At 61.2% G+C, this 20,404-nt stretch carries 22 protein-coding genes and 1 tRNA gene; 8 read left to right on the top strand and 15 right to left on the bottom strand.

The window, feature by feature from the left end; genetic code table 11:
* Nucleotides 1–323 precede the first annotated feature (323 nt).
* Nucleotides 324–2,369 carry a multicopper oxidase family protein gene (locus V0R59_RS16530; RefSeq protein WP_330076094.1) on the top strand — a complete coding sequence of 682 codons (2,046 nt, stop codon included), beginning with the start codon at nt 324–326 and terminating at the stop codon, nt 2,367–2,369.
* Between the two features lie 47 nt (nt 2,370–2,416).
* On the opposite strand, the gene V0R59_RS16525 is transcribed toward V0R59_RS16530, so the two are convergent.
* From V0R59_RS16525 to V0R59_RS16515, 3 genes are all read right to left on the bottom strand, one after another.
* Nucleotides 2,417–3,712 (bottom strand): NAD(P)/FAD-dependent oxidoreductase, encoded by a 1,296-nt coding sequence (locus tag V0R59_RS16525; protein ID WP_330076095.1) that lies wholly within the window; start codon nt 3,710–3,712, stop codon nt 2,417–2,419.
* Nucleotides 3,713–3,796: 84 nt separating this feature from the next.
* Nucleotides 3,797–3,970 carry a DUF3094 family protein gene (locus V0R59_RS16520; RefSeq protein ID WP_330076096.1) on the bottom strand — a complete coding sequence of 58 codons (174 nt, stop codon included), beginning with the start codon at nt 3,968–3,970 and terminating at the stop codon, nt 3,797–3,799.
* A gap of 222 nt (nt 3,971–4,192) precedes the next feature.
* Nucleotides 4,193–4,822, bottom strand: coding sequence for a DUF1780 domain-containing protein (locus V0R59_RS16515; RefSeq protein ID WP_330076097.1), 630 nt, complete (start codon nt 4,820–4,822; stop codon nt 4,193–4,195).
* 139 nt (nt 4,823–4,961) lie between these two features.
* Between V0R59_RS16515 and V0R59_RS16510 the strand changes: the two genes are divergently transcribed.
* Complete coding sequence (locus V0R59_RS16510; protein ID WP_330076098.1) at nt 4,962–5,645, top strand: energy-coupling factor ABC transporter permease; 684 nt, start codon at nt 4,962–4,964, stop codon at nt 5,643–5,645.
* Here the strand turns inward: V0R59_RS16510 and yacG are convergent.
* Genes yacG through V0R59_RS16490 form a run of 4 tightly spaced genes read right to left on the bottom strand, consistent with a single transcriptional unit; the run spans nt 5,642 to nt 8,545 of the window.
* Nucleotides 5,642–5,848, bottom strand: a complete 207-nt coding sequence (yacG, locus tag V0R59_RS16505) for a DNA gyrase inhibitor YacG (RefSeq protein ID WP_330076099.1) — start codon at nt 5,846–5,848, stop codon at nt 5,642–5,644. The genes V0R59_RS16510 and yacG overlap by 4 nt on opposite strands.
* Nucleotides 5,845–6,468 (bottom strand): dephospho-CoA kinase, encoded by a 624-nt coding sequence (coaE, locus tag V0R59_RS16500; protein ID WP_330076100.1) that lies wholly within the window; start codon nt 6,466–6,468, stop codon nt 5,845–5,847. Before coaE ends, yacG begins: the two co-directional genes overlap by 4 nt.
* Nucleotides 6,468–7,337, bottom strand: a complete 870-nt coding sequence (locus V0R59_RS16495) for a prepilin peptidase (RefSeq protein ID WP_330076101.1) — start codon at nt 7,335–7,337, stop codon at nt 6,468–6,470. The genes coaE and V0R59_RS16495 overlap by 1 nt, the downstream gene beginning before the upstream one ends.
* Before the next feature lie 2 nt (nt 7,338–7,339).
* A complete protein-coding gene (locus tag V0R59_RS16490) occupies nt 7,340–8,545 on the bottom strand; it encodes a type II secretion system F family protein (RefSeq protein ID WP_330076102.1) in 1,206 nt (401 codons plus the stop codon).
* 214 nt (nt 8,546–8,759) lie between these two features.
* On the opposite strand from V0R59_RS16490, the gene V0R59_RS16485 reads away from it, so the two are divergent.
* The 4 genes from V0R59_RS16485 (at nt 8,760) to V0R59_RS16470 (ending at nt 11,461) form a co-directional block, all read left to right on the top strand.
* Entirely contained in the window at nt 8,760–9,176 is a 417-nt protein-coding gene (locus V0R59_RS16485) for a pilin (RefSeq protein ID WP_330076103.1), read from the top strand.
* Between the two features lie 56 nt (nt 9,177–9,232).
* Nucleotides 9,233–9,308: transfer RNA gene (locus V0R59_RS16480), tRNA-Thr, on the top strand.
* Between the two features lie 381 nt (nt 9,309–9,689).
* On the top strand, nt 9,690–10,352 hold the full coding sequence (locus V0R59_RS16475; RefSeq protein ID WP_330076104.1) for a hypothetical protein: 663 nt from the start codon (nt 9,690–9,692) through the stop codon (nt 10,350–10,352).
* Nucleotides 10,349–11,461, top strand: a complete 1,113-nt coding sequence (locus V0R59_RS16470; RefSeq protein WP_330076105.1) for a helix-turn-helix domain-containing protein — start codon at nt 10,349–10,351, stop codon at nt 11,459–11,461. The genes V0R59_RS16475 and V0R59_RS16470 overlap by 4 nt, the downstream gene beginning before the upstream one ends.
* Nucleotides 11,462–11,980: 519 nt before the next feature.
* On the opposite strand, the gene V0R59_RS16465 is transcribed toward V0R59_RS16470, so the two are convergent.
* Complete coding sequence (locus tag V0R59_RS16465) at nt 11,981–12,532, bottom strand: Panacea domain-containing protein (RefSeq protein WP_330076106.1); 552 nt, start codon at nt 12,530–12,532, stop codon at nt 11,981–11,983.
* A gap of 473 nt (nt 12,533–13,005) precedes the next feature.
* Here V0R59_RS16465 and V0R59_RS16460 point away from each other — a divergent pair, with 473 nt between their 5' ends.
* Nucleotides 13,006–13,602 (top strand): RIP homotypic interaction motif-containing protein, encoded by a 597-nt coding sequence (locus V0R59_RS16460; RefSeq protein ID WP_330076107.1) that lies wholly within the window; start codon nt 13,006–13,008, stop codon nt 13,600–13,602.
* A gap of 404 nt (nt 13,603–14,006) precedes the next feature.
* Here V0R59_RS16460 and V0R59_RS16455 read toward each other — a convergent pair whose 3' ends face one another.
* The 7 genes from V0R59_RS16455 to V0R59_RS16425 all read right to left on the bottom strand — a co-directional run bounded on the left by V0R59_RS16455 (nt 14,007) and on the right by V0R59_RS16425 (nt 19,335).
* On the bottom strand, nt 14,007–14,690 hold the full coding sequence (locus V0R59_RS16455) for a response regulator transcription factor (protein WP_075804443.1): 684 nt from the start codon (nt 14,688–14,690) through the stop codon (nt 14,007–14,009).
* A gap of 117 nt (nt 14,691–14,807) precedes the next feature.
* On the bottom strand, nt 14,808–15,872 hold the full coding sequence (locus tag V0R59_RS16450; protein ID WP_330076108.1) for a hypothetical protein: 1,065 nt from the start codon (nt 15,870–15,872) through the stop codon (nt 14,808–14,810).
* Nucleotides 15,859–16,011 carry a hypothetical protein gene (locus V0R59_RS16445; RefSeq protein ID WP_330076109.1) on the bottom strand — a complete coding sequence of 51 codons (153 nt, stop codon included), beginning with the start codon at nt 16,009–16,011 and terminating at the stop codon, nt 15,859–15,861. Before V0R59_RS16445 ends, V0R59_RS16450 begins: the two co-directional genes overlap by 14 nt.
* A gap of 63 nt (nt 16,012–16,074) precedes the next feature.
* Nucleotides 16,075–17,067 carry an SDR family oxidoreductase gene (locus V0R59_RS16440; protein WP_330076110.1) on the bottom strand — a complete coding sequence of 331 codons (993 nt, stop codon included), beginning with the start codon at nt 17,065–17,067 and terminating at the stop codon, nt 16,075–16,077.
* Nucleotides 17,064–17,492, bottom strand: coding sequence for a hypothetical protein (locus V0R59_RS16435; protein WP_330076111.1), 429 nt, complete (start codon nt 17,490–17,492; stop codon nt 17,064–17,066). The genes V0R59_RS16440 and V0R59_RS16435 overlap by 4 nt, the downstream gene beginning before the upstream one ends.
* Before the next feature lie 24 nt (nt 17,493–17,516).
* Nucleotides 17,517–18,446, bottom strand: a complete 930-nt coding sequence (locus V0R59_RS16430) for a permease (RefSeq protein ID WP_330076112.1) — start codon at nt 18,444–18,446, stop codon at nt 17,517–17,519.
* A gap of 40 nt (nt 18,447–18,486) precedes the next feature.
* Nucleotides 18,487–19,335 (bottom strand): ferritin-like fold-containing protein, encoded by an 849-nt coding sequence (locus V0R59_RS16425; protein ID WP_157969679.1) that lies wholly within the window; start codon nt 19,333–19,335, stop codon nt 18,487–18,489.
* A gap of 181 nt (nt 19,336–19,516) precedes the next feature.
* On the opposite strand from V0R59_RS16425, the gene V0R59_RS16420 reads away from it, so the two are divergent.
* Nucleotides 19,517–20,377: a phosphate ABC transporter substrate-binding protein gene (locus V0R59_RS16420; RefSeq protein ID WP_330076113.1), complete on the top strand. Its 861-nt coding sequence runs from the start codon at nt 19,517–19,519 to the stop codon at nt 20,375–20,377.
* Nucleotides 20,378–20,404 lie beyond the last annotated feature (27 nt).

The following is a 20,404-nucleotide window of genomic DNA, read 5'->3' as shown; positions in this document are numbered from 1 at the left end:
GGGGTATAGCGCAGTCCGGTAGCGCGCCTGCTTTGGGAGCAGGATGTCAGGAGTTCGAATCCCCTTACCCCGACCATCTTCAGAAGAAGGGCACCTCACAAGGGTGCCCTTTTTCGTTTGCGTCCCGATATTTTCCTGTTGCGCTCCCGCCCCTGTTTTCACTAGGGTTGGCGGCGCAGGGATAGCATTTAGCCACAACTCCTTCGGCTCGAATCCAGGATTCGCGCTTTCCCCTGCGCCAACGGTGGTCGTGGCAGGCGGGGGAGCCTGGTCCATGCCCGCCTCATCTTCGTTTCAGACGAAACGCTGCAGGAGCAATTGGCATGACAGGACTTCACCGAAACTGGCCCTTCGGGCTCACTGCGCTGGCGCTGATGTGCGCCGGGGCAACAGCCCAGGCAGAGGAGCAGGCCCGGGCGTTCAGCAACCCGCCCCCCATTCAGCAACTTGCGCCGACCCTCAAGGAAGCCCGTGGCACCTTGCTGATGAAATCGACGGCGCCGAGCAATGCGGTACTCAATCCGCATGCGGGCCACGAGCGGTTGCTGGACCTGACCATCGAGTACACCAACAACTACATCTACGATCCGGCGACCCAGCAACAGGTGCCGGTCTATCTGCGCAGTTACCACGGTACCGACGTAGATCCACGCGTCCCGTTCGTGGCGCCGACCATCGAGGTCACGCCGGGCGACACCGTGCGTATCAACCTCGACAACAGTCTGCCAACCGACCCGAGTTGCCTCCAGCCTCCAGCGTCGATCAATACCCCGCATTGCTTCAATGGCACCAACCTGCACTCTCACGGCCTGTGGGTGAGCCCGACGGGCAACAGCGACAACGTGCTGCTGCAGATCAAGCCGGAGCAGAAGTTCCAGTACGAGTACAACATCCCGTCCGACCACCCGGCTGGCACCTTCTGGTACCACCCGCACCTGCATGGCTCCACCGCGCTGCAGGTAGGCAGCGGCATGGCTGGTGCGCTGATCATCCGTGGTGATCGTCTGCCGAGCGCCGAGGCCAATGGCGATATCGATACCCTGCTCAAGCCGATCCCGGGCCAGGACTTCATCGAGCGCCTGCTGGTGCTGCAACAGATCCCGTACGCCTGTGTCGGCGCTGCCGGGCATGGCCCGATCAAGAAGAAGACCGTCATCAAGAATGGCAAGCCGACCGAGGTGGTCGACTGGAGCTGCAACAAGGGCGAAGTCGGCGTCGTGGAGTCCTACGACCAGTTCGGTCCTGGCGACTGGCAGGACTCCGGGCGCTACACCAGCGTCAACGGCCTGGTCCAGCCGACCTTCGAGGCTCGCACCGGTGAAGTCCAGCGCTGGCGTGTGGTGCATGCCGGTGTCCGCGATACCGTCAACCTGCGCTTCGTCAAGCTCAAGGACAGCGCCGCCCAGCAAAGCATCAAGGGCGTGGCGGCGGCCAAGTCGGCGGAGTTCATCGCGCAGAACTGCAGCGGTACTCCCGTGCCGTACGAAGTGATCGCTGCGGACGGCCTGACCTATGCCAAGGCCCAGCACAAGGACCAACTGACCCTGCAACCGGGCTACCGCAACGACCTGCTGGTGACGTTCCCGGAGAAAGGCCGCTACTGCGTGATCGACCTTGCCGAACCCGCCAACGGCGGTGTGACCCAGCTCAGCAGCAATCACCAGTTGCTCGGCTTCGTCGATGCCGAAGGCGGCCAGGCGGTGAGCAATCTCGACGGCTACATCCGCGACACACTGGTGGCCGCGGCCAAGGTCAACATGCCGGAAGGCAGCGTGCGCGACAAAGTGGTCGCCGACCTGCAGAAGGACCTGTCGCTGAGCAGCTTCGTGCCCCATCGCAGCATCGAGGACAGCGAGTTGTCCGGGGATGAACAGCATCTGGTGTTCAAGATCAGCACCAACAGCAAAGGCGACACCGAGTTCGCCATCGGTACGACGGCGGACAACGCGCAGCCGTATGATCCGGCAGTGGTCAGCCGCGAGCTGAAGCTGGGGGATGCGCAGCGCTGGGTACTGCAATCGGCACTGGCCGGCCACCCGTTCCATATCCACGTCAACCCGTTCCAGATCGAGAAGATCATCGGGCCGGACGGCAAGGACCTGAGTGCACCGGATGCGAAACCCGACACTGATGGCGACCAGCAGTACATCGGCCTGAAGGGCGTGTGGAAGGACACCTTGTTCGTCAAGCCGCTGAACAAGGACAGCAACAAGTACTACACCGTCTATGTGAAGACCCGTTACCAGCGCTATATCGGCGAGTTCGTGCTGCACTGCCACATCCTCGACCACGAGGACCAGGGCATGATGCAGAACGTGCGGATCTCGCTGGACGGCAAGCCGGGCGGGGCGCACGGCGAGCATCATTGAGGCATGAAAAAACCGGGCCCTGATGGGCCCGGTTTCGTTTCACTCGATCAGTGCAGCTTGAGTCGCGGTTCGGTACCACGACCGATGCGGCTGCCCAGCATCAGCATCAAGGTGCGGAAAGTGCCATACAGCGCCATCTGGTGCATGCGGTACAGCGACACATAGAACATCCGCGCCAGCCAGCCTTCCAGCATCACGCTGCCCGTCAGGTTGCCCATCAGGTTGCCCACTGCCGAGAAGCGCGACAGCGAGACCAGCGAGCCGTAGTCGCGGTAGGCGTAGGTCGCCAGTGGCTTGCCTTCCAGGCGTGCCTTCAGGCTCTTCGCCAGCAGCGAGGCTTGCTGGTGCGCGGCCTGGGCACGTGGTGGCACGTTGCGGTCGCTGCCCGGCTGCGGGCAGGCTGCGCAGTCACCGAAGGCGAAGATATCGTCATCCAGGGTGGTTTGCAGCGTAGGACGCACCACCAGCTGGTTGATCCGGTTGGTTTCCAGGCCGTCGATATCCTTGAGGAACGCCGGCGCCCGAATGCCCGCTGCCCAGACCTTCAATCCAGCCTCGATGACATCGCCATTGGCAGTTTTCAGGCTGTCGGCCGTGACTTCGCTTACCGCGGCGTTGGTCATCACCTTCACCCCGAGTTTTTCCAGGGTCTGGTGCACCGGCACGCTGATGCGCTCCGGCAGCGCCGGCAGGACCCGCGGGCCCGCCTCGATGATGGTGATGTGCATGTCTTCCGGCTTGATCCGGTCCAGGCCGTAGGCTGCCAGTTCGTGGGCCGCGTGGTGCAGCTCGGCGGCCAGTTCGACCCCGGTGGCGCCGGCGCCGACGATGGCGACGCTGATCTTCTCCCGGGCCTGGTCGCCGGCGTGGGCGCGCAGGTAGTGATTCAGCAGTTGCTGGTGGAAGCGCTCGGCCTGCTTGCGGGTGTCGAGGAACAGGCAGTGCTGGGCCGCGCCGAGGGTACCGAAGTCGTTGGTGTTGCTGCCGACGGCGATGACCAGGGTGTCGTAGGCCAGGATGCGCGCGGGCAGCAGCTCGCGGCCCTCTTCATCGAGGGTGGCGGCCAGCTGGATCTGCTTGCCGGCGCGGTCGAGCCCGCTCATGCGGCCGAGCTGGAACTGGAAGTGATTCCACTTGGCCTGGGCCACGTAGTTCAGTTCGTCTTCCGAGGAGTTCAGCGAGCCGGCGGCCACTTCGTGCAGCAGGGGTTTCCAGATGTGGGTCAGGTTGGCATCGACCAGGGTGATCTCGGCGCTGCCTTTCTTACCCAGGGTCTTGCCCAGGCGGGTCGCCAGTTCCAGGCCGCCGGCGCCGCCGCCGACAATCACGATACAGTGAGTCATGGGGATATCTCATAAGGTTTACGGAATTCGGGTCCTGAGTGGCCGGCCGCACGGGGCGGGCGGAGCGGGCGAGCGCGAGGCAGCTCATAGCACCAACATACTCAGGAGGCGGCTCAACAGGCCCAGACCCACTGTCACGCCGACCACCAGGACAAGGAGCAGCCACGGCCGGAAAGGCTTGCGCTCGACTTGGTGGTGGGGGGCTTGCAGGTACTGATCGACACGTCGCTGGTCTTCGGGGGTCAGGCGGCTGGTCATGTTGGCCTCGGCAAGTAGACGCTTGGAGTTGTGGGAAAGCTACAGGGTTCACTGTAGCCGTTTGCCACTGGCGTACCTGCCGGCAACTGCTGGGTTCAAGAGCGAATGATTGCGCTTTGTATCACCGCCGAAGAATTTATGCCATCCCGCTTTGGCAGGATCTCCACGGACCCTGTGGGAGCTGGCTTGCCAGCGATGAAGCCCGTGCGAGCACAGAAAGTGTCAGAGACTGATCCCGACATCGAACACAATGCTGCGCCCCAGGTTGCTGCGCAGGAAATCCGGCGCATCGGGATGGGCAAAGATGACCCGGGCAAAGGTTGGCCCTACAAGCGACAACGAGCGCCAGCCCTGGCGCAGATACTCGGTGGGCGGAGGGAAATGACTGTTGAGGTCCAGCGTCTCGCGCTTCAGGCTGGCGAACGCAATGATGTCCAGCTCGCCCAGATCAAGCCCGCGTTCGCGGTAGTTGTGCGCTTTCTTGCGCAAGGTCGGCGCCAGTCGTAGCAGCAGTTCAGGCGCGCCGATCCGCCGTGGCCGCGCTTCGCGCCGCACCAGTTGCGCCAGGGAAAACGCGCTGCGTCGGCGCTGCAGCTCCTCGCGCCATTCGTCGTTCAGGCGGCGTCCTTCGTCCAGTACGAAAAACACTTCGAACGCCGCATCGCGGAACAGCACGTCCGGTGGCTCCTGCCCGGCGGCGGTGAAGTCCTCGCTGCGGTAGGGAATGTTCAAGCCTTGCAGCAGGCGCTGGCAGACCCAACGCTCGCGCTCCCATTTGCGGGCATTGGACAGGAACGCATTGGCTTGTTCGGCCTGGATGGTCAGCAGGCGCAGGTAGTCTGAGTCGTCCATGGAAACAAGCTTAGCGCTCAATCATGACGTTCGCGGAGCAAGTGGCTGATTCTGGTCGGTTTTGCCTGCTCCAGCGCAGGGCAGCGCGACAGGGCGGGTGTAGACTGCGAAAACTCCTCGTGAAGAAGGGCTGCCTGTCGTGATTGCCGCGCAACTGTTGTCGGATTTCAGCCTGACGCTGGGCTGGCTGGTCTTCGTGCCCTTGCTGGCCTGGGCAGCGGCGCGTGCGCCCTGGGTCGAGCTCTGCACTGACAGCCGCCGCCAGCACCTGTTCTTCGGCACGGTGTTTGCCCTGTTCGCCCTGTGGCTGGTGCGCCGGGAGTTCGATACCGGGGTGTCCTTCCACTTCATCGGCATGACCGCCGTGACCCTGTTGCTGGACTGGCCACTGGCCGTGCTCGGAGCCTTCCTGGCCCAGATCGGCCTGCTTGCCCTCGGCCGCCAGGACCTCGCCGCCGTGGGCGTCAACGGCGTGCTGCTGATCGGCCTGCCGGTGTTGGTCACCGAATGCTGCGCGATCCTTGTCGAGCGGGCGCAGCCGCGCAATCTGTTCGTCTATATCTTCTGTTCGGGATTCTTCGCTGCGGCGCTGTCGGCGCTGCTCTGCCTGCTGGCGAGCCTGGGCGTGCTGTGGCTGGACGGGCTGTTCGCCATGCCGGTGTGGCTGGAGGACTTCGTCGGCTACCTGTGGCTGATCATCTTTCCCGAAGCCTTCATCAACGGGATGGTGGTCAGTGCGCTGGTGGTGTTCTGTCCGGAGTGGCTGGAGACCTTCAACAGGACCCGCTATCTGCAGGCCCCGTGGAAGGATGACGAGCCTTAATGCGGCTCGCGCGGGATGAATTCGCCGGAGAACAGTTCGTCCTCGGCATCCGGGGCTACCGGAATCTTGTGTTCCTCGGCGGCCCAGGCGCCGAGGTCGATCAGTTTGCAGCGATCGGAGCAGAAGGGGCGGTAGGTACTGGCGCTGGTCCATTCGACGGGGGCGCCGCAGGTCGGGCAATCAACGGTGACGGGCTGGCTCATTCGCGGCCTCCTCGCAAAGTCAGGTAGAAGTTGTGCAGGCGGTCGACCTCGGCGTGCAGCCAGGCGATGTCGCGGTCGTTGACCAGGATGTCGTCGGCGTGGCGCAGGCGTTCTTCGCGGCTGGCCTGGGCCTTGAGGATTGCCTGGACCTGCTCCGGGCTGGTCTGGTCGCGCAGCAGGGTGCGCTCCACCTGCAGGCTTTGCGGCGCATCGATCACCAGCAGGCGGTCGGTACGCTGGTACTGGCCGGATTCGATCATCAGCGGCGAGACGAAGACGGCATAGGGCGACTCGGCCTTGGCCAGGTAGCTGAAGATCTCCTGGCCGATCAGCGGGTGCAGCAGGGCTTCGACCCAGCGGCGCTGCTCGGCATCGGCGAAGATCAGCTCGCGCAGCGCGGCGCGATTGAGCTGGCCGTCCTCCAGCAGTACGCCGGAGCCGAAGCGTTCGACCAGGCTGGCGAGGGCAGGGCGACCGGGTTCGACCACCCAGCGTGCGGCCTGGTCGGCGTCCACCAGGTGCACGCCCAGTTCGACGAAGCGCTGCGCGGCTGCGCTCTTGCCACTGCCGATGCCTCCGGTGAGGCCGAGAATCCAGGGGGTGAAAGCGGGTTTGGTCATCAGGATCCAGCGAAAGACAGGAAAGAAGTGGGTATTTGACCACCCCAGAGCAGCGCGATCCAGCCCGCCAGTGCCAGGTAGGGACCGAAGGGGATCGGTGTGCTGGCTTGCTTGCCGCTGGTTTTCAGCAGGATCAGGCCGAGGATCGCGCCGAACAGGGAGCTGAACAGCAGGGTGAACGGCAGGATCTGCCAACCGCCCCAGGCGCCGAGCATCGCCAGCAGCTTGAAGTCCCCGTAGCCCATGCCCTCCTTGCCGGTAATCAGGCGGAACAGCCAGTACACCGACCACAGGCTCAGGTACCCGGCGACTGTGCCCCACAGCGCCTGGTCCAGGGTGACGAACAGCTCGAAGGCATTGACGATCAGTCCCAGCCATAGCAAGGGCAGCACGAGGGCATCGGGTAGCAGGTGATGGTCGATGTCGATCAGACTCAGGGACAGCAGCCCCCAGCTCAGCAGCATGAACGCCAGCGAGCTGGTGCCGACGCCGAAGTGCCAGGCGGCGAACAGGGCCAGTCCGGCGCTGGCCAGTTCCACCAGCGGGTAGCGCGGGCTGATGCGGGTCTTGCAGCCGGAGCAACGCCCGCGCAGCCAGGCATAGCTGAGCAGCGGGACGTTCTCCCAGGGGCGGATGCGCTGGCGGCAGGCGGGGCAATGGGAGGCGGGCAGAAACAGGTCGAAGCGCCCGTCAGCGGGTTGCGCCGGCAACGCCAGCGCTTCGCGGGCTTCCTCCTGCCAGCGGCGTTCCATCATCAGCGGCAGGCGGTGCACCAGCACGTTGAGGAAGCTGCCGACAAGCAGCCCGAAAAGTGCGGCGCAACCGAGGTAGATCGACGGCTGGCTGGCAAGAAGGTCCCACAGGCTCATGGTCAGATCACATTACCCAACTGGAAGATTGGCAGGTACATGGCGATCACCAGGCTGCCGATCAGCACGCCGAGGACCAGCACGATCACCGGTTCCAGCAGGCTGGTCAGGTTTTCCATCAACTGGTCGATCGACTGCTCGTGATGGTTGGCGATGCGGTTGAGCATATCGTCGAGCGTACCGGATGTCTCGCCGATGCCGCACATCTGTACGCAGAGGTTGGGGAACAGGGGGCTGGCGCGCATCGCCACGCTCAGCGACAGGCCGTTGCCAAGGTCGTGGCGCAGGCGGCGGATGGCCTGTTCATACAAGGCGTTGCCACTCGCCCTGGCCACGGGCTCCAGCGCCTCCACCAGCGGGATACCGGCGGCGAGACAGGTGCACAGGGTGCGGGCGAAGCGGGCCATGGCTGCGTGCTTCAGCAGTGTGCCCACCACCGGCAGGCGATGACCCAGGCCGAGGACCCGCAGATGGAAGGCTGGATGATGCCTGAACGCCTGGCGCACGCCGAACGCCGTCAGCAACAGGGCCATGCTCAATGCCAGCAGGTGCGCGGAGAACCAGTCGGCGAGTCCGATGACCATGCGGGTGAAGGGCGGCAGCTCCGAGCCCATGCCGGCGAACAGCACCTCGAACTGTGGCACCACGTGCAACAGCAGCAGGCTCGACACCCCCATCCCGACCGCCAACACCAGCAGCGGATAGATCATCGCCTTGCGCATCCGCGCGCGCAGGACTGCGCGTTTTTCCTGGTAGGTCGCCAACTGGTCGAGGAGGGTGTCGAGCCGCCCCGAGGCTTCGCCCACCGCCACCAGGTTGCAGTACAGGGTGTCGAAATAGCGCGGATGCTTGCGCAGCGCCTCGGACAGGCTGTGGCCGGCGCTGATGTCGCGCTTGAGTGTCGCGAGCAGGTGGATCATGCGCGGGTGGCGGCTGCCGTCGGCGATGATGTCGAGGCCGTGAAGCAGGGGGATGCCGGCCTGGAACAGGGTGGCGAGATGGCGGCTGAGCTGGGTGAGTTGGGTCGGGTTGAGTTCACGCGACAGCTTCAGTGCCACGAGGTGCCGGGAGTGGCGGATACGCGTGGTGCGAATACCGCGCTTGCGCAGCATGGCCTTGACCAGCGCCGGGCTCTGCCCGTCGCTGCGGCCGCTGACCCGGGCGCCGTTACGGTCGACTCCCTGCCAGCTGTAGGTTCTGGTTTTCATGGTGGTGGCGACGTCCTTGTTGCGAATGGTGGGGCACAAGTCCCGTTACAGCTCCAGCCGGCATCATTACCCGGCCCGCACTAGAGTAGACGAGCCATCCCGTCTGGCTTGTTTCAGCGAGGTGACAAAAGATGTCGGATCGGGCCTACTGGCGCGCCTGTCGGCAGCCCCGACCGAAATGACCTGAAGAAATGCAGTATTGGGAGTACGTCCAATGAGGATGCAGCGTGGTGTCACCTTGATCGAGCTGATGATCGTAATCGCCATTATCGGGCTGTTGCTGACCATCGCCTTGCCGCTCTACACCGACCACCAGGCGCGGACCAAGACCACCGCCGGCTTCGCCGAGATCAGTGCACTCAAGACTGCCTTCGAAGTACGCCTGTCCCAGGGCCAGGACATCGCCAGCCCGACCCAGCTGGGCGGCCAGGAACGCACGGTCCATTGCGCCATCGCCGCCACCGCGACGGCTGCCAACGGCACCGGCAGCCTCGCCTGCACCCTGCTCGACGCCCCGGCCGCGGTGCAGGGCAAGGTCATCACCCTGACCCGCTCCGCCAGCGGTTGGGCCTGCAGCACCGATGCCAGCACCGACCACGCCCCCACCGGTTGTACCAGCACCGCTCAATAGTCGTTATGAAACAGTCAATTGCGTAACCCTCGCGGCAGTGGTAGCGTTGCTGCCACGCCGGTGTAGCTCAGTCGGTAGAGCAGCGCACTCGTAACGCGAAGGTCGCAGGTTCGATTCCTGTCTCCGGCACCAGTAAAATCAAGGCTTGCAGCGATGCAGGCCTTTTTTGTTTTTGCGGCGGGCTAGCGCAGGGCTAGCAGGGTGGAGGATCTGAATTTCGAAAGAGTTCGAGCTTGGCCCCGACTCTCGCTGGTTAACATGCTGGGAAACATTGCAATTTCTGCCCCTTTTCCTTGAGATTCCTCATCTGAAAGTGTTTGGATCCATGGCGCACCGCAAGCTACTTGCGAGTCATTGGGGGTGATAGTCGCTTAATGCGGTAGTGGGCTGACGGATTCTATCCGCCCTTTCTCTGAGGCTCGCCTGTAGGCATCGAGTGACTCTTAGTGCGCTTCTTTTTTTTCTACATCGATTGATGTATAAAAAACGGAACCCGACAAGAGAGTTTCCCCTATGTCCATGGATTTTCTGAATCAAGTCGAGAGCTTGCCACCTGAGCAAGCGATTGAGCGTTTGCTGGGCATTACCGCTGAAGAGCTACGCACGATCGTTCTCCAGTGCTACCGCGTGGCCTCGAATGCCGGCCCACTGCAGCCGAAAGGCTCAAGGGGCACATTGGCTTGGATCTATGGGACGGAGGCGCTTCGTGCGTTGACCATTCCCAAAGGCTGGAAGCCCACGGATCCTAGTAATCAGCCAAGGATTGTTTCCCCAGATAACAAGCATGCGATCACCCTGTGTTGCGGTGATGAGAATACGGGCAACCCCTATGCCATACCGCTCACACGTAACAAGAGAGGCAACCGGACCAGTCGCAGCGTTCACTACAATGTTCGCCAAATGGACATGTTCCCGGTGGAACCCAGCGATAGACAACGACTCCCACTAGACGCGACTGCTGAGCAGATTCTTTGGATGCTGCTTTTCTACGTCGATGTGGAAAACCAGGTCGTGTATTACGAGCTCTCTAGGCCGATGAACATGGCCGATAACGGCAAGGTTGACGGATGGCAGCCGCGCTTTATCATGCCGCCCCTGAACCTTAATGCCCCCGACGATTTCGGTGGGTCGGACACCAGTCCTTCTATCGATATTCCTGTGACACCGAGAACATGAACGACATAAGCGATTTCAATCCGGCCCGTTTGGTGCTAGCTCGTCAACGCCGTGGATGGACCAAGAAATCGCTTGCGGACGCAACATTGCTCAGCAGCAAGACGATTTCTTTGTACGAGAGTGGGGATCAGCTCCCAACAGAAGAGAGCTTGGGCAGCATTGCTCAAGCCCTTGGCTTTCCGATTACGTTTTTTAGCGGTCGCGATGTCGAGGCCCCAACGGAAGAAAATGCGAGCTTCCGTTCCTTTTCACGAATGACTGCTGGCCAGCGTGATGCAGCTCTTGCTGCCGGTGGTATTGCGTACATGCTAAGCGACTGGATCGATTCGCGATTCAATTTGCCGAGCCCTATGGTTCCGGACTGTTCCGGTATGGATCCGGAGGCAGCTGCAGAGGCGGTACGTGTTGAGTGGGGGTTAGGTCAGTTACCCATTAGAAATCTGGTACACCTTCTTGAGCTGAAGGGCGTCAGAGTTTTTTCCTTGGCCGAAGAAACCAATCAGGTCAACGCATTTTCTTGTTGGAGAAAAGGCACCACGCCGTTCGTTTTCCTGAATACCCAGAAGTCTGCAGAGGCGAGTCGGTTTGATGCCGCCCATGAGCTCGGGCACTTGGTGTTGCACAGACATGGCAGCAACAAGGGTAAAGAGGTGGAGAACGAGGCGAATGCTTTCGCGTCAGCCTTTCTCATGCCCTATCAAAGCATCCTCGCTCACGGCTGGAACATTCGCTCTGTGAAGGACATTGTGCGCGCCAAAAAGCTCTGGAATGTCTCGGCGATGGCGTTGGCCTACCGCCTTCACAAAACCAGCGTCCTCTCGGAGTGGATCTATAGAAGTATCTGTATCGAGCTTTCCACGATGGGGGCCAGAACTCAGGAGCCGGAGAGTTCTCAGAGAGAAACGTCACAGGTGCTTCAAAAAGTCTTGGGGCTCGCTAGAGATACCGGTCGCTCCTTGAGCGGAATTGCAAGAGAGTTGGATGTCACGGTCGATGACCTGATTCCAATCCTGTTCAGTATGGCTCCCGTTGCCATAAGCGGAGACTTGGCAGCTCAACCGGTTACCGTACCCAGAAAGAAGCCCAATCTACGATTGGTTAAAACTTGACCCTCGTAAGGCCTTTACACCAAAAAGCCGCCATCACAGGCGGCTTTGTTGGTACAAAACACTAGCTTCTAGACGCAACCGTCCCGCCAAGCCACCTTCCGGACCTGATCGCAGATACCTAGATGCCGTGTCTGCGTAGATAGCGAGAGATTTTAGCTGCAACCAAGTCTGACACATCGAAGCCGGCTCGGACTTGGTTGTATACGTTTTGGCTGACAGGTGAGTCGGGTCGTACATGCCCTGCGATAATCTGGTCTTCCAGGCGCGGGACTCTCAGCACAGTGGCCCCTCTATAGACGACAAAGCTCTCGCGAGTGATGAACGGATGGCAGCCTGCCTGGAGCACGCATGCAGGATCATGAAAGGCTCCGGGCTGAACAGTTGAGAAATTCACCACCAGCACGCTCATATCGTTCAACTCTCCGCAGTGAACCGGATCGTTCATAACGACGTGAAGGTGGCGTGTAGGGCCAGTGAGGATGAAGAGCGTTCCCTGCTGAAAGACAGTCCTTGGCGGCATCACTTCATCTCAGCGAGTTTCAAACCAAGCAACTTGCGGCTTCGAAGCATCCCCACCTTTTCATGAGCTTGCATCTCGTTGAGCCCAAAGGATTTGAAGGTTACTTCAGGGTCGATCGGCTTGCTGGTGTCGCCTGGGTTCTCCCATTCAGGGAGAGTATGGACATACTCCACTAGGTCCCAGCGCTTCATGTGACCGAACTTGACGAACACTTCGTCGAGAACTTTCAAATCGGCCCGAGACAGCTCATCAAGCTCATCCCATGCAAAGTCTCTCTGCAGAGACACTTCGTTATCGTGGATTGGGGAAATGAACGAGCTCCATGCTTCACTTCTGCGGGTGCCTTTCATCAGGTCGAAGGTTGCAGAGAGAACTGGACCGTTTTTCATGTTGCATTGGGCATCATCTGACATAGGAGCGTCATAGCGCTCCATGCTCAAGCGATCAGCCAAATAGAGCAGCTTCATCAGCTTGATGTGGGCCATTGGGCCCTCGCGGCGAGCCAAAAAGAAAGCCGCCATTTGGGCTACTTTTTGTTCGGAAAAAATCAAGAGTCACCTCTCTTGCGCCATCCATGGGCATTACGGGTTCGCGGGCGCGAAATTATGGGCGCATGTATCCATTAGTCAATAGAACCAGTAGGGCGTCCCAAAGCAGCTGACGAGTGGTCGAGCTACGCCCCTCCTGATACATCCCCTATCGGCTGAGTACCACGATCCTTGATCTGGGTATAGCACGCTTTTGGAGCGTGCAAGCAAGCAAGCGACGACATGGTGGCAAACCGATCGCACAGTGAGCAAAAAATAGGACTCATTAGGGCGTCCTGTGGTGATCCGGTTTTTCATCACTTTCTGCGTGGTGCTGAACTGATTCCGAAGTGCAGGCTGCTCTCCATATCTCAGATCAGAGGCCAGTGATGCTGGAGAGACAGCTGAGACCCTAACCGTTTCCAGTAACAGGGGGAGGGAGCGTTTCGACCGTTGGCAGATCATGGATAGCGTCCTTCGATCTATGAGGTGCCTCCATGCTGAGCCAAACTGACCCGCTGGCAGTGAAAAAGAGGAGAGCCTATGATGGCAATTCGATTCTCAACCGAGGACTGGACGTGAACCCATTCGCTGATATGGAAGAAGACACCGTAGTCGTAGAGCGTGGAGGGCGAGAGGTTGGGCGGCATTCATGCTGCTTCACTCAGCCGCGCCTAACGATCATTGGGAATGATGTGGATGTAGTGGAAGGGGACAAAATTTTCCAACTACTACCTAATGGCTCTAGGGTGGAATTCGATGTTGAGGACGTTAACTACCAGAGCGGCCTAGGCGGGATGGATGGTTGCTTTGCAATTGAGCTGGCCAAGGTTCGAGCCAGGCCAAAAGCGGCCACCGGCACGACCACGAATCACATCACAATCCACGGCTCCACGGGCATACAGATAGGCGATCACAACGTTCAGAATCTGCAAGTCGCGATGAAGGAAGTCCTGGCCGCCATTGAGTCAGCCCATGCCTCCGTTAGTGAGAAAGAAGAAGCCAAAGGACTGCTGAGTAAGTTCCTTGAGCATCCACTCGTGAGCGCTGCTGTCGGAGCGGGGCTGCCCGCAGCGTTGGGCCTAGTAGGGTAACCGTAGCTTCCTTGCAGTTTCGCTCCCAAGTTTCCTTGGGGTGGCTGACTGGTTTGCCATAAAGATATTTCTCCGGTAATGCATGGTGCTGGATCGTTGGCGTCGTAGTTGTTGACCTGTAGTGTGGGTTTCATTCGGATGGACCGTTACTTGCCGTTGACTACGAATCCCCATTCCTCGACCTTCTGCTCACACCTCCAGAAATAGACGGTTCCAAGATGGTGCCGCAAGTCATCCAAGCGCACATGCACGCCATGGGCCCCTGGTGTATTCAGGCGAGACGCAGATGACGACAGGGTCGCGTTAAATCGCACGCCTCACTAGGCTTTTGGGTTACGGTCGGCCGATCAATGTAACTCAATTGCTGGTCGAATCGCTTTGGACCCGTCCTGAGGCGCGCAACATTAGGTCGCCGCAGCAACCCTCAACGCCAACTCAGTCCTATTCGTCACCTCAGCCTTCCTGAACAGCGCATGAATCTGGTTCCGCACAGTGTTAGGGCTTGAGCCCAGTTCGCGGGCGATCTGCTTGTTACTGTTCCCAGCGGCAACCAGCTTCAGGATGTCTACTTCGCGACTTGTGAACTGATACCAGTTCAGACCGGTGTCCTGCTGGGCCTCGGTCTCTTCGGCTCTCAAGTCGTTCTTGTCACTGACATGATCGGCAAGCGCCACCAGCTCCGTTATCAGGCATTTGACCGTCTCGACATCCTTCCAGCGCTTGGTCGAGCTAATGACTGCAAATAGCAGGGTACTGTCGTTTATCTCGGTAGCGTGAATGGCGAAGCGCCTGCCCAGGGTCGGCTCCTGGAGGAGCAGGCGGCGGCCGATGCAGGAGCACTGACCGAGGTCGATGAGGGAGGGGGCTTTGACCGCAGCCCAGAGTGCAACAAGCGAAGCGCAGTGGCTTTGCAGGGTTTCAGGGTCTTCGTGAATCTCTCCTTCGAGGAAGAGGATTTCCTTGAAGTGGACCGTGGGCCCTTTGACGGAGGCGATACCTACGGCCGTACAGTCGATGTCCAGATCCCGAGCCGGGGCTGTCTGGAGAAAGTCCTCAAGCCCCTGCCAGGTGTTTTCGACATGTTCCATAGTCCGCACTCCCTGCTGATTGTGACCCCGTCAGCGCTTGGTGGGTGCGTATGAGGGGGCCGGTTGGGGATTATATGGCCCATACGGCCCCTCACGACAATGGCTACTGACAGGGCGTCAGCAGCATCCAGTTGAACCCGAGCAGCAAGCTGCCGCTTGAGCCCCTTCAAACGGTGCCAGCCCCTTGGTCACCTTCGGGTCTCTCAATGCCGGCGTATTGCAGTCGAACAGCACCGCTTCGGCCAGTGGCGGCTCGTTCACGCTGCGCAGCCCGAGGAACGAACCTTCATAGGGTGCCCGCATCATGAGGTCGTAGGTCTTGGCACACACAGCAACCCGCTCCCCGCGCCGATACACGTGGCCATCGTCGTCACGGACTTCGCTCCACGGCCCCCGGTACATGACGGCCTGGCCCAGTTCCCAGCAAGGCCCTTGCTTGCCCTTGTAGGCCTGGACCGTGCACATCCGGACTTCCGCATCACCGATCCTGTCGATGGCTTCATGGGCCGTCGCCGACCAGTGCAGGGTTATCCCGTGAAAGCCTGCGCGTTCGAAGGCAGCAATGACGGCGGTCTCGGCTGGAATCCTGAGCGGTGCACCGGCCGGCGCGGAGCGGACGTTGTGCAGGGACGCCAATGGCTCGTCGCTCACCAGTACCCCGCAGACAACGGAGCCGGTCAGGCTGAGTGCGCGGAAGGCCTCGGCCAGTAGTTGCTGCTCGGCTTCGGCGCTGACCCGGTTCAGGGTGAAGTCCATGACGATCCGGCTGGCCCTGCCTGTCGCTACGGCAGGAGAACGCTCGATCCCGAAGCGCAGCTTTTCCTCCAGGGCGAGGTAGCCGTCGATGTCGCGCAGCACCGCGCCTTGGAGCAGCGTCTCGATCACGCCGGCATCGCGGGACAGGTCCGGCAGCGCCATGAGTCGAACGGCCCGGGCCTTGCTGACCAGCGCCGTGCTTTTACGCAGGGAGCGCGGTTCGTGGTCTGCGATAAGCAGTTCGCCACGGAAGGCATCGGCGCACATGGCGAGCAGGTCGGAGTACGCGCCGCCCCACCAGAGCGTGCGCGGTGAGTCGGCGCCATTTGCCTCACGGTCGAGATCGTCGCCTACCACGGAGGCAATGTGCATCAGCTCCCGCTGCCAGGGTTCCAGCCTTGTGGCTGCGGTATCAAGCATGTTCATTGGCAGCGAGGTCCAGGGTGTCCAGATGGTGGCGGAACTCGGTACGTGCCGGCAGATCCGCAGCAAAGCGTTCGAGGTAGCGCTGAATGGGTTGGGAGGAGCGAACGAACCGGTCCTGGCACACCTTCAGCGTTTCCATCGTGGTTTCGGTGAAGTGCAGTCCATGCTCACGCAAGGTTCGCAGCCATTGGCGATCGAATGCTCATGGGTAGGCACCGATCTCCAGGTTGGTCTGGGCGAAGGTCAGGTAGCCGCGCTGGCGGATGTTGATGGCCTTGAGGTCCACGTCCTGCAGGCTGTCGTAGAAGATCACCGTGTTAGGGCGGGTGACTTCGCAGAAGACTCGCCACAGGTCGCGCATGGACGGGCTGGTCTGGTCGTCCACCACCAGGTTCACGTATTCCCCTGCAGGCACCCTGCGGAAGATGCTGGCGATACTGGCCTGGAACACGTCCTGATGCAGCAGGTTGAGCGCCTGGTCAGTGGCAACGGTGTGCAGTTCGGCGTGGTGCCGGTCCGACAGCAGCCGTTCGATGCCCATCCATTGCTGATATAGGCCGTAGCGCTTGCCGCTGTAGCGTCCGTCTACCGAGCTGCCGATGACGATCGACGGGCGCACGACGAGGAAGGGAATGCCGCATTCGGCCACGACCCGCTCGGCAGCGCGCTTGGTCAGGGTGTAGTTGGTCGGGTCTTTCGGCGGCTCGCTCAGAGCGGTTTCGGGCACTGGTGCACCGGAGTAACCCGCCGAGTACGCGGTGGATACAAAAATGAAGAAGCTCACACCGGCCCGCTTGGCTGCGATGGTCAGTCTTTCGGTGAAATCGACGTTCATTGCCTGCAGGGCGTCGTTGTCGAAGTAGTCCAGGCACCCGGCGCAGTGCACGATGGTGTCCACCTTGCCCGCGCGCAAGGTGTTTTCCAGCAGCTCGACCGTGGCGGTTTCGGCGCCTTGCCAGTGAACCGTGGTGATCTGTCCGGCAACGTCGTCCGGGTTTTTGCCCAGGGCGAATAGCTCGCGCTGGACCTCCTCGGGAATGTTGCCGGTTTCGACTTCACGGCGGGATGGCAGGACCAGATGATCCGCCCATCCATCGCTGAGCATCTGGGCGGCCATCAAGGCCCCCAGGAAACCGGTACCGCCAGTGAGGAAGACACGCCCTCCATGGCGTGCGGTCAGGAGAGGCGTGTTCATCGAGCTCCTCCGCTTGCCACGTTGGGCGCCGTGGAAGCGGGCAACGCGCCCTGAATCATCGCCTGGTCAGGCACGCCGCCGTAGGACAGCAGTTTCTGATCGACGATGACGATCGGGAATGCGCTCAGGCCGTGGGCCATGAACAGCTCGGACACCTGCTGGGCCAGTGCGCCTTCGGCTGCATTCAGCTCGGAGGTGATCTTCGGCAGGATGGTTTGTGCCGTTGTCACGGTGACGGTCAGCACCGGCCATTCGAGCTTGGCCGCAGCCAGAGCCGCCTGCGCCGCTTTCTCGATCTGTTCATCGACTTCGTTGGTACCGGGCATGCAGCAACTGGCGGAGAGCACTACTACGGCATCGTTGCCCAGCGCGCGTTTGACCTGGGCGATATCTGCGTCCGAGGCCTTGTTGAAGAAACCGAACATGTCTTGTCCCTCTTGATTGAGTGGTTACAGCACGAGAGCGACGGCCAGGCCCAGCGCCAGGGCGCAGAGGACGACGGTCAGGGTGTGGGCTATCACCAACGGGAGTCTGAAAAGCCTGAACAGCAGCATCACCTCGGGCGGGCTGGTGCCGATCGCGGCCACGAGGAAGGTCACCAGCGGTCCGACCGGGAAGCCCTTCTCGATCAACGCGAAGCCGATGGGCAGTGCTGCGATGGGCGAGATATAGAGCGGCACGCCGACCAGTGCACAGGCGAGATAGAGCCAGGCGGCCGGCAGGCGATCGACGAGGCCCATGAGCATGTCCTTGGGCACGGCGCCGTAGATCAGCCCGCCGATCAGCAGGCCGACCAGCAGGTACGGTGCGACGGTGCGCAGTTCCTGTTTGGCGGCCAGCCAGGCGAAGCGGCTTGCCGGTTGCCAGCCCGGCCAGGCGGCGACTTTCTGCCCCAGGAAGGTTGCGCTGCTCTGTGGCGCCGGGGTGATGGTGACGTGCCTAGCCATGCCCAGGCGGCCTGCGATCACGCCGGCAGCCGAGGTCAGGGCAAGGCCAGCGATGATGAACACCGCCCCAGGGATGAAACCGACGGTCAGGAACAGCAGGATGAAGACGCCTTCGTTGACCACCGGGGACGCCACCAGAAAGGCGAAGCTCGGGACGAAGCCCACCCCCGCCCTGAGCATGCCGCTCAGCACGGGAATGGTTGAGCACGAGCAGAACGGGGTAATCACGCCGCCCACGCTGGCAGCAAAGGCCGAACGCCAGCCAGATGAGCCAAGCAGCGAGCCTTGGGTCGCCTGAAAGGGCATCTTCTGCTGCAGCATCACCACGGACCAGGTGACCAGCAGGAAAAGCCCAATGAGCAGGGCACCATCCATGAGCAGGAACTCGAAGAAGGCGCGAACACCCTGCGCTAAGGTCGTGTTATCGGACATACAAGCTCCGCCGTTACTGATGGGCGGGCTGGAACAACGCTCAGGCGTTGGCCAGCCCTGCGTTCAAGGACGGGGTACCGCCGTAGGTCTGCATCGACTCGATCAGGGCGGCAGTTACCACCGGGTCGAAGTCGGCCTTGTCGAGGGTCTCGACATAGGTATCCAGCGCCTCGATGCGGATTTCGTCGATGTCGGTCTTCAGGTCGCCCAGCGACAGGGAAGCGCAATCGATGTTCAGGCGGTCGCAAAGGAAGTGGCAGCCGGTGCTGACCATGCTGAACAGCTCAGGCATGACGCGGTGGTGAGCCCATTTCAGGCTCTCGTGGACGCCTTCCGGATCCTGGGCGATCAGGCTGCGGATACGCGCCAGGCCGATTTCCAGGTGCTCCAGCTCGTCGTCGAGGATCTTGTTGGCCAGTGCTGCGGTGTCCGGGTCGCCCTGACGCACCAGGGTGCGGTACAGCACGATGGCCATGGTTTCGGTCATCAGGTCCTGGATCACCAGGCAGGCGGCCAGATCCTTGTTCTGCACGGCGGTGCTGAAGTGGCGGCGGATGTTGAACCACTGCGGTTCGACGATCTCGCGCATGACGTTGTAGTCGTGGCGCTTGCCGAGGCTAGCCAGCATCTGGATGTGCTTGGACTCTTCGTGGGCCTGCTTGACGGTCTCGATCTTGCTCTCGGTGTCCGGCATCAGCGGGACCATTTCCGAGTAGTTTTCCACCGCCATGATCTCGCCTGCGATCGCATTCGAGGCGATGTAGGCCAGCAGGTTGAAGTAGCCGTCGCTCTTGTTGTGCTCGGTGCCGAGCACTTCGCGGCGGCTGACGGAGCGCAGGTCGATCGGGGCGTGTGACGTTGGCTGAGTGCCGACAGATGCTTCTTGCATTTCTTGTCCTCCCATTAGGCTTCAAGGGCATTCCCTTGCCGCGACAATTGTCGGGAGGCTGCTGGCGACGGGCCATAGTACATAGCTTCTATTCAAAGCCCAGGCCGCTACCCCCTACCATGAGTCAGATCACGACGCATCGGTCATTCGGTGCGTTTCATGGAAGAAGCTGGGGAACACGATGAAAACAAGAACCTGGGCCGCCCGGCACGTTGGTGTGCCTGCGCTGTGGATGCTGGGGGCGTTGCTCTGCCTGTCTGGCTGTAACCGCGAAGCAGAACCGAAGGCGGACACCAAGTCGATGCGCGTCAGCGTCGTCGGTGCCAGCACTATCGCGCCACTGATCAGCGAGCTGGCCAAGGCCTATGAGCAGGAGCATCCGGGGGTTCGCATCGAGGTGCAGGCGGGCGGAAGTGCACGCGGCATCATGGATGTGCGCAGTGGTACCGCCGTGCTTGGCATGGTGTCTCGCGACCTCAAGCCCGACGAGCAGGATCTTGAGCATGCACTGATCGCCAAGGACGGCATCGGCATGATCGTCAACAAAAGCAACCCGGTTACCGGGCTGAGCAAGGAGCAGGTCATCGGTATCTACACCGGCCAGATCACCAACTGGAAGGAAGTAGGCGGCGACGATGCGCAGATCACCGTGGTGAGCAAGGCCGAAGGCCGCTCCACGTTGGAGATCTTCAGCAGCTTCTTCGGCATCCCCTACAAGGACATCAAGGCCCACGTCATCATCGGCGACAACCAGCAGGGGATTCAGACCGTTGCCGGATCGCCTGCCGCTGTGGGCTACGTTTCCATCGGCTCGGCGGAATACGAAGCCGGGCAAGGCGCGGCGATTCGCCTGATCCCCATGGGCGACCAGGTGCCTTCGACCGCTTCCGTGGCCTCGGGGCAGTATGCGATCAGCCGTGACCTGAACCTGGTCTACAAGACGCCGCTGAATGAGCAGGTCCAGGACTTCGTGGCCTATGCGCAATCGAAGCAGGCCGAGGACTTCGTCACGCGGATGTACTTCATCCCGGTCGTGAAATAACGGCCGGCGTTGCTGGTCAGGGCCGCG

Origin of the sequence: Pseudomonas ulcerans (genome assembly GCF_036324125.1) — a bacterium.
Classification (GTDB): Bacteria; Pseudomonadota; Gammaproteobacteria; order Pseudomonadales; family Pseudomonadaceae; genus Aquipseudomonas; species Aquipseudomonas ulcerans.
This window is presented reverse-complemented; position numbering and strand designations above follow the sequence as displayed.